Source organism: Bradyrhizobium sp. WYCCWR 13022, assembly GCF_030435535.1.
Taxonomy (GTDB): domain Bacteria; phylum Pseudomonadota; class Alphaproteobacteria; order Rhizobiales; family Xanthobacteraceae; genus Bradyrhizobium.
In genome coordinates this window covers 49,587-62,993 of the sequence record NZ_JAUIZJ010000025.1, presented here as the reverse complement: position 1 = coordinate 62,993, position 13,407 = coordinate 49,587, and the positions used below count along the sequence as shown (strand labels likewise).

Below are 13,407 nucleotides of genomic sequence, written 5' to 3'. Positions count from 1 at the left end.
GGAAGAAATGCTGTTCACCGGCGACCACGACGAGATTCGTCGCTCCTTACAGAAATTCATCGCCAACGAGATCAATCCCCACGTCGATGAATGGGAGAAGGCCGACATCTTCCCGGCGCACGAGCTGTTCAAGAAGATGGGCAGCCTCGGCTTCCTCGGCCTGAACAAGCCTGTCGAGTTCGGCGGCTCCGGCCTCGACTATTCCTATGCGCTGATGATGGCCGAAGAGCTCGGTGCCATCACCTGCGGCGGCGTGCCGATGGCGATCGGTGTGCAGACCGACATGGCGACGCCGGCGCTGGCGCGGTTCGGTTCGGACGAAGTGCGGCGCGAATTTCTCGCGCCCTCGATCTCCGGCGACTATGTCGCCTGCATCGGCGTCTCCGAACCCGGCGCGGGCTCAGATGTCGCCTCGATCAAGACCAGCGCCCGCTCCGACGGCGACGACTACCTCATCACCGGCGGCAAGATGTGGATCACCAACGGCACCCAGGCCGACTGGATCTGCCTGCTCGCGAACACCGGCGATGGTCCCGTCCATCGCAACAAATCGCTGATCTGCGTGCCCATGAAGAGCAAGGGCGTCACGGTCGCCCGCAAGCTCGACAAGATGGGCATGCGCTCGTCGGACACCGCGCAGATCTTCTTCGACAATGTCCGCGTGCCCAAGCGCAACCGGATCGGCGAGGAGGGCAAGGGCTTTACCTACCAGATGATCCAGTTCCAGGAGGAGCGGCTCTGGGGCGCGGCGGCCTGCCTGAAGGCACACGAATACATCATCAACGAGACGATCGAGTATACGCGCAACCGCAAGGCCTTTGGCCAGAGCATCCTCGACAACCAAGTCGTGCACTTCAAGCTCGCGGAGATGCAGACAGAGGTCGAGCTGCTCCGCGCGCTGATCTATCGCGCCGCCGAGCAGCTGGTCGCCGGCGAGGACGTCACAAAGCTTGCGACCATGGCCAAGCTGAAGGCCGGCCGGCTCGGCCGCGAGCTCACCGACGCCTGCTTGCAATATTGGGGCGGAATGGGCTTTACCAACGAGACGCCGGTCAGCCGCGCCTATCGCGACAGCCGCTTGACCTCGATCGGCGGTGGTGCCGACGAGGTCATGCTGATGGTCCTGTGCAAGATGATGGGTACGCTGCCCGGCAGCAAGGGGAAGACGACCTGATGATCACGCTCTATCACTGCGACGCCGCGCGCTCGTTCCGTCCGCTCTGGATGCTGGAGGAGATGGGGCTGCCCTATGAGCTGAAGATGTTGCCGTTCCCGCCGCGCGTCTTCGCCAAAGAATACCTCGCGCTCAATCCGCTCGGCACGATTCCCTTCATGGTCGACGGCGAGACCAAGATGACGGAGTCATCAGGCATCTGCCATTATCTCGGCGTCAAATACGGTCCGACGCCGCTGATGGTCGGTCCCGAGGATCCCGCCTATGGCGCCTTCCTGAACTGGATGTATTTCAGCGACGCCACGTTAACGTTCCCGCAAACGCTGGTGCTCCGCTACACCCAGCTCGAGCCCGAGGAGCGCCGCAACCCGCAGGTCGCCACCGACTATGCGAAGTGGTTCCTGGGGCGGCTGCGCGCAGTAGAGGCAGCGACCGCGAATGCCGAAACCTTGTGCGCCGGCCGGTTCACCGCCGCTGACATTGTCATTGGTTATGCACTCCGCCTCGCGGAAAATATCGGTCTCGCCAACGATTTTGGACCGAATGTCGCAGCCTATTGGGCGCGCTTGCAGCAGCGCGACGGTTTCAAGCGTGCCGTTGCTGCGGAGCAGAAGGCCGGCGCGGAACAGAATGTTGCGCCAAGGGTGAGGGCGTAAGGGAGGCTGTCATTCCGGGGCGCGCAATAGCGCGAACCCGGAATCCAGGAGTTGCAGCGCGAGGTTCCGCGCCCGCGCTTCGGTCGTCCCGGAACGGTAATGTTTTGCGCGCGATGACAGCGCTATCCCGTCGTGACAGCGCCCAAATTTCCGCTAAGGTGACCTCCGTCCGCAGCGGCCAAAGAGCCGCGCGAGGAGGATCCCCGATGGAAGACAAGGGTCGCGAATCCGACCATCTGATGCTGATCACGCCGGAGCGGGTCTTCTATGCCGGCTTGCTCGGCCGGCCCCGCAAGCGGACCCCAGGTTGCTGCCACGTCTATGTCGCGGTGAAGGGCAGCCTGCACATGACGATCGACGACGTTCCCGCCACGGCCGAGCTGTTCGTCACCCTGCCGAACCAGCGGCACTCGATCGCCAGCGACTACCGCACCGCCATCAGCGTGACGCTCGAGCCCGAAAGCATGCCGGATGGCGTGCTGGAAGATCTGGCCCAGCGGCTGATGGGACCCGACCGGCCAGTCTATGCCCGAAAGATCCTCGCGGCTTACGCGCTGCTGCGGCAGCGCCGCTACGGCGACATCGCCACCGCCGAATTCGACGAGATGTGCTTTGGCGAGGCGCTGCCACGCCGTGTGCTCGACCCGCGCGTGACGCGCGCCGTCGCCCGCATCGAGCGTTTCTCCGGCGAGCCGGTGACAGCGGACACCTGTGCCGCCGAAGCGGGCCTCTCGGCCTCGCGCTTCCTGCATCTGTTCAAGGAAGAGACCGGCATCTCCTTCCGCTCCTTCCGCGCCTGGAAGCGTGCGCGGCATCTGCTGCACTTCGCCAACCAGGACCTCAACCTCGCCCATCTCGCGCAGGACATCGGCTATCCCGACTCGACCCATTTCAGCCATTCGATCCGCCGCTTCTATGGATTGAAGCCGCGGGCGATCTTCGTCGGCTCGCGCGACCTTGCGATCTACCGCAGCAGCGAGACGGTGCGGGAGCTCGCGGAGGCGGGATAGCGCGGCCGCGATTCGTCGATTTTCCCAGCTTCTCCGCGCAAGAAGCCGCATGCCCTGCATCACATGATCGGAGGCGTTGAATTCTCAACGTTGCGAGACATCATTGGCATGAGCGACAAGGCCGTCATCACCTGCGCGCTGAACGGCGTGCTCACCGACCCGAAGCAGCACAACGTACCTGTGACGCCCGAGCAGATGGCGCGGGAGGCCAAGGCGGCGTTCGATGCGGGCGCGTCGATCATGCACATCCATCTGCGCCAGCAGGCGCCGAACAAGGGCCATCTGCCGTCCTGGGAAGTGAGCGTCAGCAAGGAGATCCAGCAGGCGATCCGCGAAGCCTGCCCCGGCGTCATCATCAACCACACCTCGGGCGTGTCGGGGCCGAACTACTCCGGCGCGCTCGACTGCATCCGCGAGACCAGGCCGGAGATCGCCGCCTGCAACGCCGGCTCGCTGAATTATCTCAAGGTCAAGGCCGACAACACCTGGGCCTGGCCGCCGATGATGTTCGACAACGCGGTCGAGAAAGTGAAGGACTATCTCGACGTCATGAACGCGGTCGGCACCATCCCAGAGTTCGAATGTTTCGACGTCGGCATCGTGCGCTGCGTCGGCATGTATCACCAGGTCGGCATGTACAAGGGTCCGCTCGAGTACAACTTCGTGATGGGCGTCGCCTCCGGCATGCCCGCTGATCCCGAGCTGCTGCCGATCCTGATCAAGCTGAAGCGCCCGGAAGCGCACTGGCAGGTCACCGCGATCGGCCGCGAAGAGATCTGGCCGCTGCACCAGCGCTGTGCCGAGCTAGGTGGGCACTTACGCACCGGCCTCGAGGATGCGTTCTATCTCGCCGACGGCAAGAAGGTGACGTCGAACGGCCAGTTGATCGAGGCCATCGCCGCCTGTGCCCGCCGCGCCGGCCGCGAAATCGCCAGCCCCGCCGAGGCGCGGAAGATCTTTGGGACGAACAGGTAGTCACACACTCCGTCGTTCCGGGATGGCCCGAAGGGCCAGGCCCGGAATCCATAACCACGATCGGGAGTATGGATTCCGGGCTCGCGCTACGCGCGCCCCGGAATGACGGGTAGGAGCTTTGATGTCCATTCTCGAAAACACCATTTCCCCCGGCAGTGCCGCCTATCACGCCAACCGTGACGGCATGCTCGGCCTGATCGACCGCATGCGGTCACTCGAAGAACGCACGCGTGCTGCATCGGCGGCCGCAAAGGACCGCTTCCATAAGCGCGGTCAGCTGCTGCCGCGCGAGCGCGTCGCGCTGGTGCTCGATCCCGGCGCGCCCTTCATCGAGCTCTCCACGCTCGCCGGCTACATGTTCGACGTGTCGGATGTGGCCAAGAGCGTGCCGGGGGGCGGCGTCATCGCCGGCATCGGCTTCGTCTCGGGTGTTCGATGCACGGTCAGCGCCAGCGACTCCGGTATCGATGCCGGCGCGCTGCAGCCCTACGGCCTCGACAAGACCCTGCGGGTGCAGGAACTCGCGCTGGAGAACAAGCTGCCTTACGTCCAGCTCGTCGAAAGCGCCGGCGCCAATCTCCTGCGCTACCGCGTCGAGGACTTCGTTCGCGGCGGCAACATCTTTCGCAATCTTGCGCGGCTCTCCGCGGCTGGCCTGCCCGTCGTCACCGTCACGCACGGCTCGTCCACCGCAGGCGGTGCCTACCAGACTGGCTTGTCCGACTACATCGTCATGGTTCGCGGGCGCACCCGCGCGTTCCTCGCGGGGCCGCCGTTGTTGAAGGCTGCAACCGGCGAGATCGCGACCGAGGAAGAGCTCGGCGGCGCCGAGATGCACACGCAGGTGTCCGGCCTCGGGGACTATCTCGCCGAGGACGATCGCGATGCGCTGCGCATCGCCCGCGAGATCATGGCGGCGCTGGAATGGGAACGGCCCGGCAGGGAGTTGCCGGACTTCAAGCCGCCGCGCTACGATCAGGACGAGCTGCTCGGCATCATGCCGATGGACCACAAGCGCCCGGTCGACATGAAGCAGGTGATCGCGCGCATCATCGACGATTCCGACTTCACCGAGATGGCCCCGAACTACGGTCCGGCCACCGTCTGCGGCCATGCCCGCATCGAGGGCCAGGCGATCGGCATCATCACCAACAACGGACCGCTCGATCCCGCCGGCGCCAACAAGGCGACGCATTTCATCCAGGCCTGCTGCCAGACCCGCACGCCGATCCTCTATCTCAACAACACCACTGGCTACATGGTCGGCAAGGCATATGAAGAAGCCGGCATGATCAAGCACGGCTCCAAGATGATCCAGGCGGTGACCTCGGCGACGGTGCCGCAGATCACCATCTATTGCGGGGCCTCGTTCGGCGCCGGCAATTACGGCATGTGCGGCCGCGGCTTCCACCCACGCTTCTGCTTCTCATGGCCGAATGCCAAGACCGCGGTGATGGGCGGCGAGCAGGCGGCCGAGACCATGGCGATCGTGACCGAGGCCGCAGCCGCGCGCCGCGGCAAGCCGGTCGAGAAGGAAAAGCTGGACGCGATGAAGGCGCAGATCGTCGGCGTGTTCGACGGTCAGATGGACGTGTTCTCGACCAGCGCCCGCGTGCTCGACGACGGCGTAATCGATCCGCGCGACACCCGTGCGGTCCTCTCCGAAGTGCTCGCGATCTGCCGCGAGGGCGATGCGCGCACGCCGCAGCGTATGCAGTTTGCGGTTGCCCGGCCATGAGGAACGGATCAGTGCAGCATCGGCCGTTCTCCAGGGTTCTGGTCGCCAATCGCGGCGAGATCGCACTGCGCGTGATGCGCAGCGCCCGGCAGCTCGGCCTTGGCGTCGTCGCGGTTTATTCGGATGCGGATCGCGACGCGCGCCACGTCAAGCAGGCCGATCAGGCCGTGCGCATCGGCGAGGCTTTGCCGGCGCAATCCTATCTCAACATCCCCGCGATCATCGCAGCCGCCAGGGCGAGTGGCGCGGACGCCGTGCATCCCGGCTACGGCTTCCTCGCCGAGAACGAGGATTTTGCGCAAGCTTGCAAGGATGCCGGCATCGTCTTCATCGGCCCGTCGCCGCAGGCAATCGAGGCGATGGGCAACAAGGCTGGTGCCAAGGAGATCATGAAGAAAGCCGGTGTGCCCTGCGTGCCCGGTTATCAGGGCGCCGATCAGGGCGATGAGGTCATGCTCGCGGAAGCCAAAAAGATCGGCTTCCCGGTGATGATCAAGGCGGTTGCCGGCGGCGGAGGTCGCGGCATGCGGCTTGTCTCTGATGCCGCATCGTTCGGCGATGCCCTGCGCAGCGCGCGCTCGGAAGCGAAGGCGGCCTTCGGCGATCCCACCGTCATTCTCGAACGCGCGATCCAGAATCCCCGCCACATCGAGATCCAGGTGTTCGGCGACAGCCACGGCAACGCCATCCATCTCGGGGAGCGCGACTGCTCGGTGCAGCGGCGTCACCAGAAGCTGATCGAAGAGGCGCCGTCGCCCGCGGTCACGCCGGACCTGCGCGCGAAGATGGGCGAGGTCGCGGTCGCAGCGGTGAAGGCGCTGCGCTATGAGGGCGCCGGCACGCTGGAATTCCTGCTCGATGCCAACGGCGAATTCTACTTCATGGAGATGAACACGCGTCTCCAGGTCGAGCATCCCGTCACCGAGGCGATCACCGGACTCGATCTGGTCGAGCTGCAACTGCGCGTCGCGCGCGGCGAACCACTGCCGGTGAAGCAGCAGGACGTCAAGTTCTTCGGTCACGCCATCGAGGTGCGGCTCTGCTCGGAAGATGCCGCGCAGGACTTCATGCCGCAGTCAGGCCGCATGGCGTGCTGGCAAGTGCCGGAAGGCATCCGCGTCGAGCACGCGCTGCAATCGGGCACGGAGATCCCGCCGTTCTACGATTCCATGATCGCCAAGGTGATCAGCTACGGTGCCACGCGGGAGGAGGCCAGGGGAAGGCTCATCGTCGGGCTGGAGCGGCTCACCGCGCTTGGCGTGACCACCAACCAGGCGTTCCTGATGTCGTGCCTGCGACATCCCGGCTTTGCCAAGGGCGAGGCGACGACAGCCTTCATCGGCGCGCATCGCGACGAACTGCTGGCGCCGCGTGCGGACACTGCATTCGACACCGCGTTGGCCGGCCTGTTGCTCTACGTCACCAACCCGCGCGCGCCGTCATGGCGAAACGGCCGAAGCTTGTCGGCAACGTTTCCACTGCCCGCGAAGATCGAGATTGGAGGCCAAGCGCTCGAGCTCGAAGTCACCCGCGAGCGCGACGGCAGCTACATTGTCGCCGCTGACGGCCGCCAGGACAAGTTCGAGATCGACCAGCTCGACGCTGACGCGATTCGCTTCCGCCACGACGGCGTCATGGACAGCGCAAAGTTCCTGCGCGATGGCGACCGGCTCTACGTCCAGCATCGCGGCATCCCGCTCGCGGTCACCGATCTCACGCTCGCTGCACCGAAGGCGGCCGCAAGCAATGGAGGCGACGGCAAGGTTCGCGCCGCCATGAACGGCCGTGTCGTCGCCGTGCTGGTCAAGCCGGGCGATCGCGTCACATCAGGCCAGCCGGTGCTGACGCTGGAAGCGATGAAGATGGAGCACGTCCACAAGGCCGGCATCGACGGCGTGGTGGCGGCGATCGATGTCGCCGAAGGCGAGCAGGTGACCACGGGTAGGATCGTCGCGGAGATCGAGGCGAGGTAGCGCGGCTGGCTCCGTCATTGCGAGAAGCCATTGCGACGAAGCAATCCAGAAATCCGCCCGCAGAGGCAGTCTGGATTGTTTCGCCGCGCTCGCAATGACGGCGGAATCACTGGCCCCGGCCCGTCCCGTCATTGAGCAGGCACGCCACCTGATGCCCATCGCCGGCATCCAGCAGCGCGGGCCGCTCCGCCTTGCATCGCTCCATCGCGAATCGGCAACGCGTGTGAAACGCGCAGCCGGGTGGCGGATTGACCGGGCTCGGCACGTCGCCGTCCACCAGCGGCGCGAGCTTCTTCGCGAGCGGGTTGGCGATCGGCACCGAGGCGAGCAGGGCCTGGGTGTAGGGATGACGCGGGTTGCGGAACAGCTCGTCCTTGTCGGCGATCTCGACGATGCGGCCGAGATACATCACCGCGACGCGGTGGCTGATATGGGCGACCACGGCGAGGTCGTGCGCGATGAAGAGATAGGAGAAGCCATGCTGCTTCTGCAAATCGATCAGCAGATTGATGACCTGCGCCTGGATCGACACGTCGAGCGCGGAGACCGGCTCGTCGCAGACGATCAGGCGCGGCTCCAGCGCGAGCGCCCGCGCGATGCAGATGCGCTGGCGCTGCCCGCCGGAGAATTGATGTGGAAAATTGCGCATCTGGTCGGGCCGCAGGCCGACTTGCTCGAACAGTCTTGCGACGCGTGCCTCCAGCGCCTTGCCGGTGGCGAGACCGTGGACCGCGATCGGCTCACCGACGATATCGCCGGCGGTCATGCGCGGATTGAGCGAGGCGAACGGATCCTGGAACACGATCTGCATCGAGCGGCGATGCGGGCGCAGCGCCGTCTTGGACAGGTGTGTGATGTCTTCGCCGTCGAGCCGGATCTGGCCCGAGGTCGGCTCCACCAGCCTCAGCACGCTGCGCGCCACCGTCGACTTGCCGCAGCCGGACTCGCCGACGAGGCCGAGCGTCTCGCCGGCACCAAGGGAGAACGAGACGCCGTCGACCGAGTGAACGGTGCCGACCTGCCGGCGCAGCACGCCAGCGCGCACCGGGTAATGTTTCTTGAGGTCGGTGACTTCGAGCAGCGCCCTGGTCATGCCACCTCCGCAACTTCGGCCGCACGCCAGCAGGCGGCGAGATGGCCGCCGCCCCAATCGGCCAGCGGCGGATATTCGGCCTCGCAGCGCTTCACCGCGAGCTTGCAGCGCGGCGCGAAGGCACAGCCCTTGGGCAGCCGGACCAGCGATGGCACGGTGCCGGGAATTTCGTTCAGCCGCTCCTGTGGCGCGACGCCCGACGCCGGCACGGCCGGAATCGAGGCCATTAGCCCGCGCGTATAGGGATGCTTCGGCGAAGCAAACAGCGCCTCGACGCTGGCTTCCTCCACCTTCCGTCCCGCATACATCACGATCACGCGCTGCGCGGTCTGCGCGACGACGCCGAGATCGTGGGTGATCAGCACGAGGCCGGTGCCGAGCTCCTTCTGGAGATCGAGGATCAGCGCCAGGATCTGCGCCTGAATGGTGACGTCGAGCGCGGTGGTCGGCTCGTCCGCGATCAGCAGCGCCGGCCTGCACGCCAGCGCCATCGCGATCATCGCGCGCTGGCGCATGCCGCCGGAGAGCTGGTGCGGATATTCGCGCGCGCGCCGCGCCGGCTCGGGGATGCGCACCAGCCGCAGCATCTCCACCGCGACGTCGTGCGCCTCCCTGGCCGTCAGGTTCCGATGCAGCCGCACCGCCTCGACGATTTGGTCGCCGATCCGGATCACCGGATTGAGCGAGGTCATCGGCTCCTGGAAGATCATGGAGATGCGATTGCCGCGGATCTTGCGCATCTCCGCTTCGTCCAGCGCCAGCAGATCGGTGCCTTCGAGCGAAACGGAGCCGCCGACGATGCGGCCGGGCGGATCGGGCACCAGCCGCATCAGGGACAGCGCGGTGACGCTCTTGCCGCAGCCGGATTCGCCGACGATCGCCAGCGTCTCGCCGTGGCCGACGGTGAAGGAGACGTCATCCACCGCCTTGAACAGGCCGGAGTTCGTGAAGAACACCGTCTTCAGGTTCTTCACTTCGAGGACGAGATCGGAGGTGTCAGCCATCAGCCGCGCTGCCGGGGATCGAGGATGTCGCGCAGCGCGTCGCCGAACAGGTTTGCGCCGAACACGGCGAGGCTGATCGCGATGCCAGGGAAGATCACGAGCCACGGCGCGGTGCGGACATATTCGGCGGCGGACTCGGAGAGCATGCGGCCCCACGACGGATATGGCTCGGGGATGCCGAGGCCGAGGAAGGAGAGCGAGGCTTCGGTGAGGATCGTCGAGCCGAGCTGCGCGGTCGCGAGCACGATCAGCGGTGCCAGCGTGTTCGGCAGCACGTGGCGCAGCGCGATTCGAACCTCACTCATGCCGACCGATTTCGCTGCCTCGACGAACGGTTGCTCGCGCAGCGCCAGTGTGTTGGCTCGGGTGACGCGGGACACGGTGGGGATCAGCGGAATGGCGATGGCGAGGATCACGTTCGGCAGCGACGGGCCGAGCGCGGCCGTCATGATCAGGGCCAGCACCAGCAGCGGCAGTGCCTGCAGGACGTCGGAGACGCGCTGGAACACGAGATCGATCCAGCCGGACAGATAGCCCGAAGTGAGCCCGACGATCACGCCGATGGTGCCGCCGAGCGCGGTCGAGCCGATCCCGACCGCGAGCGAAATCCGCGAGCCGTGGATGATGCGGCTGAACACGTCGCGGCCGAAGGAATCCGTGCCCATCCAGTGCGCGAGACTCGGCCGCATCAGCGCGTGGGCGGAATCGACGCTCAGGGGGTCGTAGCGTGCGATGAAGTCGGCGAAGATCGCCGTCAGCACGAACAACGTCATGATGGTGAGCCCGACCGCGCCCAGCACGTGCCGCTGCGCCAGAAACAGCACGCGCCGCCAGCCGCCGGTCGCATGCGCGCCGGCCCGCCTGAGTTCAACGTCGAAGTCGATCGCGGCCAAGCTGATCTCCTAGTCCGTGTACCGGATACGCGGGTCGAACACCGCGTACAGCATGTCGACGGTGAAGTTCGCGAACACCACGACGATGGCGATGAACATCACGAGGTTTTGCACGATCGGATAATCGCGCCAGCGGATCGCCTCGACCAGGAAGCGGGCGACGCCGGGGATGTTGAACACCGTCTCGGTGACAATGAGGCCGCCGATCAGGAACGCCGCCTCGATGCCGATCACGGTGATGACGGGCAGGATCGCGTTCTTCAGCGCATGGTGATAGTTCACCGCGGCGTCAGAGGCGCCCTTGGCGCGCGCGGTGCGGATATAGTCCTGCCTCAGCACCTCCAGCATGGACGAGCGCGTGATGCGCATCGTCAGCGCCGAACTGCGGAAGCCGACCACCATCGCCGGGATGCAATAGGTCGCGAATGCCTCGCCAAAACTCTGCGGATTGGGATTGAAGATCGGCATCTGTCCGAACATTGCGACCGATGCGGTCAGAACCAGAAGGCCGAGCCAGAACGAGGGCAGGGACAATCCGCTCAGGCTCACCACACGCAACGCGTAGTCGATCCGCGACCCCTGCTTCACCGCGCTGATGACGCCGAGCGGAATGCCGATCGAAGCCGAGAACAGCAGCGCCAGCCCGGCGAGCCGTGCGGTGATCGGAATCCGCGGCAAAATCTCCTGAAGCGCCGGCTTCTCGGAGACGTAGGAGTAGCCAAAATCGCCGCGCAGAAAGCCGCTGATCCAGTGCCAGTATTGCATGATCAGCGGCTGGTCGATGCCGAGCTCCTTCTCCAGATTGGCCTTGTCGGCGGGGTCGACATAGCCGGCTGCGGCGAACAGGATGTCGACGATGTTGCCGGGGACGATGCGCAACAGGAAGAAGATGACGATCGAGATCCCGAACAGGGTCACGAGCATCAGGAACAGGCGCCGTACCAGATAGGCAAACATCCTGCGCCCTCCGCAAGCTGCTAGTCTTCAGCCCGTCGCACTATTTGTCGAGCCACACGTCCTCGTAGCGAAATCCGTTGTAAGAGCTGTTCGACATGATGGTGATCCCCTTGACATAGGGCTGCCAGCAGGTTCCGGCGCGCGCATGGAAGATGATGGGGCGGGCGACGTCCTCCTGCAGCTTCTTGTCGATGTCCCAGACCATTTGCTTGCGCTTGCCGACGTCGATCTCCTGCGACTGCGCGTCGAACAGCTTCTCGATCTCCTTGTTGCAGTAGTTGGTGTAGTTCCGCTCCGAGCCGCAGGAATAGTTCTCGTAGAAGGACTGGTCCGGATCGTCGACCGAATTGCCGGTCAAATTGAGGCCGAGCATATAGTCCTTGCGCGCGACTTTCGGGAACCAGTTTGCGGTCTCCACGACATCGAGTTCGCCGTCGATATAGATGCTCTTGAGCTGGTCGATCAGGATCACCGCGGGATCGCGATATTCCGCGAGATTGCGCGTCGATATCTTCACGGCGAGATGCTTGTCGGGGCCGTAGCCCGCCTTCTGCATCAGCTTCTTCGCCTCCTCGCGATTCGCTTTCACGTCCGGACCATAGCCCGGGATGGTTTCGAGCTTGTCCTTGGGCATGCCCCAGATGCCCTGCGGAGGCGGCAGCATAGTGCCGCCGATGTCGGCCTGGCCTTCGAACAGGATGTCGACGAAGGCCTTGCGGTCGAGTGCCAGCGACATCGCACGACGGATATCGATGTTGTCGAACGGCGGGGAGCTCGAATTGACGATGATGTTGGTCGAAACGTTGGTCGGTTCGACGACGCAGACGGCGTTCGGCGCCTGCGACTTGATGTCCTTCAGGAGCGGGATGGTGATATGCGTCGGAAAGGTCATATCGAATTTCCCGGCAACGAAGGCGAGAATCGCGGTCGAGCGGTTCGGGATGATGGTGTATTCGATGCCGTCGAGATAGGGCCGGCCCTTCTTCCAGTAGTCCGGATTTCGCGTCAGTTTGATCGATTCATTGGCCTTGAACTCGACGAATTTGAACGGGCCGGTTCCGATCGGATGGGTGCGCATGTCCGCAGGCGAGACGTGGCAGGGATAGATCGGCGTATAGCCGGAGGCGAGCATCGCCAGCAGCGAGGGTTGCGGTCGCTTCAGGTTGAAGGAGACCTCGAAGTCGCCGTTGGGCGTGACGTCGTCGACTTCGCTGTACCAGGCCTTGCGCGGATTCTGCCGCAGTTTCTGCTGCGACTTGCCCATGAGCAGATCGAACGTGCACTTGACGTCGGCCGATGTGAACGGCTTGCCGTCGTGCCATTTGACGCCCTGGCGGAGTTTGAACGTCAGTTTCTTGTTGTCGCCGCTCCAGGACCAGCTCTCCGCCAGCTCAGGCCTGAGGGTGTCGGGACTGTTCTGCGCGATGTGCTGATCGTAGATGACGAGATTGTTGAATATCCCCATGAAGGGCACGTTGACCGAATAGGTCGCCCCTTCGAGGATGGACGCATTGGCGGGGCTGTCGCGGTGATACATCCGCAGGATCCCGCCCGGTTTCGGCTCTCCGGCGAATGTCGTCGACGAAATTGCCAGCAAAGATAGCGCCGCCGTCGCGGCGAGCGCCCATACGCTCCGCATCCTCGGTCCTCCCTGGACATCGGCCGTTTACGGCCTGTTTGACCCAACGATAGCCGAGCCGCATGGACGGAGGCAACCGGCCAACGCGCTTTGGGGCCTTGGCACTTTGGATGACGTAACGCCGCAGGAGCTTCACACTTTCACAATGTGAGAGTGCAGGTGCGAAGAGACGGTTCCTGCGCCGATGTTGTGCGCAGCCGCATCGCCAATCTCCGCCGTCGTCCCCGATCCGGGATCCATAACCACAGGATTGGGTTTGACGAAGACCCGGAGTTACCTGCTCGCGCTACGACTC

At 64.7% G+C, this 13,407-nt stretch carries 11 protein-coding genes; 6 read left to right on the top strand and 5 right to left on the bottom strand.

What is annotated here, in order from left to right; all coding sequences use genetic code 11:
• Positions 1-7 precede the first annotated feature (7 nt).
• From QY049_RS30200 to QY049_RS30175, 6 genes are all read left to right on the top strand, one after another.
• Positions 8-1,174 carry an acyl-CoA dehydrogenase family protein gene (locus QY049_RS30200; RefSeq protein WP_258764271.1) on the top strand — a complete coding sequence of 389 codons (1,167 nt, stop codon included), beginning with the start codon at positions 8-10 and terminating at the stop codon, positions 1,172-1,174.
• Positions 1,174-1,830, top strand: coding sequence for a glutathione S-transferase family protein (locus tag QY049_RS30195; protein WP_258764270.1), 657 nt, complete (start codon positions 1,174-1,176; stop codon positions 1,828-1,830). Before QY049_RS30200 ends, QY049_RS30195 begins: the two co-directional genes overlap by 1 nt.
• 206 nt (positions 1,831-2,036) lie before the next feature.
• Positions 2,037-2,840, top strand: coding sequence for an AraC family transcriptional regulator (locus tag QY049_RS30190; protein ID WP_194478504.1), 804 nt, complete (start codon positions 2,037-2,039; stop codon positions 2,838-2,840).
• Between the two features lie 108 nt (positions 2,841-2,948).
• A complete protein-coding gene (locus QY049_RS30185; protein ID WP_258764269.1) occupies positions 2,949-3,815 on the top strand; it encodes a 3-keto-5-aminohexanoate cleavage protein in 867 nt (288 codons plus the stop codon).
• 121 nt (positions 3,816-3,936) lie between these two features.
• Positions 3,937-5,553 (top strand): acyl-CoA carboxylase subunit beta, encoded by a 1,617-nt coding sequence (locus tag QY049_RS30180; protein WP_258764268.1) that lies wholly within the window; start codon positions 3,937-3,939, stop codon positions 5,551-5,553.
• A complete protein-coding gene (locus QY049_RS30175) occupies positions 5,550-7,526 on the top strand; it encodes an acetyl-CoA carboxylase biotin carboxylase subunit (protein ID WP_258764267.1) in 1,977 nt (658 codons plus the stop codon). The genes QY049_RS30180 and QY049_RS30175 overlap by 4 nt, the downstream gene beginning before the upstream one ends.
• 106 nt (positions 7,527-7,632) lie before the next feature.
• On the opposite strand, the gene QY049_RS30170 is transcribed toward QY049_RS30175, so the two are convergent.
• The 5 genes from QY049_RS30170 to QY049_RS30150 are packed head-to-tail and all read right to left on the bottom strand — an operon-like array spanning position 7,633 to position 13,112.
• Complete coding sequence (locus tag QY049_RS30170; protein WP_194478500.1) at positions 7,633-8,619, bottom strand: ABC transporter ATP-binding protein; 987 nt, start codon at positions 8,617-8,619, stop codon at positions 7,633-7,635.
• Positions 8,616-9,623, bottom strand: coding sequence for an ABC transporter ATP-binding protein (locus tag QY049_RS30165; protein ID WP_194478499.1), 1,008 nt, complete (start codon positions 9,621-9,623; stop codon positions 8,616-8,618). The genes QY049_RS30170 and QY049_RS30165 overlap by 4 nt, the downstream gene beginning before the upstream one ends.
• The gene (locus tag QY049_RS30160) at positions 9,623-10,516 is read right to left on the bottom strand and encodes an ABC transporter permease (protein WP_194478498.1); all 894 of its coding nucleotides are present in this window, start codon (positions 10,514-10,516) and stop codon (positions 9,623-9,625) included. The genes QY049_RS30165 and QY049_RS30160 overlap by 1 nt, the downstream gene beginning before the upstream one ends.
• A 9-nt stretch (positions 10,517-10,525) precedes the next feature.
• Complete coding sequence (locus tag QY049_RS30155; RefSeq protein ID WP_194478497.1) at positions 10,526-11,473, bottom strand: ABC transporter permease; 948 nt, start codon at positions 11,471-11,473, stop codon at positions 10,526-10,528.
• 40 nt (positions 11,474-11,513) lie between these two features.
• On the bottom strand, positions 11,514-13,112 hold the full coding sequence (locus tag QY049_RS30150; protein WP_194478496.1) for an ABC transporter substrate-binding protein: 1,599 nt from the start codon (positions 13,110-13,112) through the stop codon (positions 11,514-11,516).
• Between the last annotated feature and the right edge of the window lie 295 nt (positions 13,113-13,407).

What these genes read in the sequence shown, in the direction of transcription:
- QY049_RS30175 (WP_258764267.1), top strand. Translation starts at nt 5,550, where the DNA reads ATGAGGAACGGATCAGTGCAGCATCGGCCGTTCTCCAGGGTTCTGGTC.
- QY049_RS30190 (WP_194478504.1), top strand. Translation starts at nt 2,037, where the DNA reads ATGGAAGACAAGGGTCGCGAATCCGACCATCTGATGCTGATCACGCCG.
- QY049_RS30185 (WP_258764269.1), top strand. Translation starts at nt 2,949, where the DNA reads ATGAGCGACAAGGCCGTCATCACCTGCGCGCTGAACGGCGTGCTCACC.
- QY049_RS30150 (WP_194478496.1), bottom strand. Translation starts at nt 13,112, where the DNA reads ATGCGGAGCGTATGGGCGCTCGCCGCGACGGCGGCGCTATCTTTGCTG.
- QY049_RS30170 (WP_194478500.1), bottom strand. Translation starts at nt 8,619, where the DNA reads ATGACCAGGGCGCTGCTCGAAGTCACCGACCTCAAGAAACATTACCCG.
- QY049_RS30155 (WP_194478497.1), bottom strand. Translation starts at nt 11,473, where the DNA reads ATGTTTGCCTATCTGGTACGGCGCCTGTTCCTGATGCTCGTGACCCTG.
- QY049_RS30180 (WP_258764268.1), top strand. Translation starts at nt 3,937, where the DNA reads ATGTCCATTCTCGAAAACACCATTTCCCCCGGCAGTGCCGCCTATCAC.
- QY049_RS30200 (WP_258764271.1), top strand. Translation starts at nt 8, where the DNA reads ATGCTGTTCACCGGCGACCACGACGAGATTCGTCGCTCCTTACAGAAA.
- QY049_RS30165 (WP_194478499.1), bottom strand. Translation starts at nt 9,623, where the DNA reads ATGGCTGACACCTCCGATCTCGTCCTCGAAGTGAAGAACCTGAAGACG.
- QY049_RS30195 (WP_258764270.1), top strand. Translation starts at nt 1,174, where the DNA reads ATGATCACGCTCTATCACTGCGACGCCGCGCGCTCGTTCCGTCCGCTC.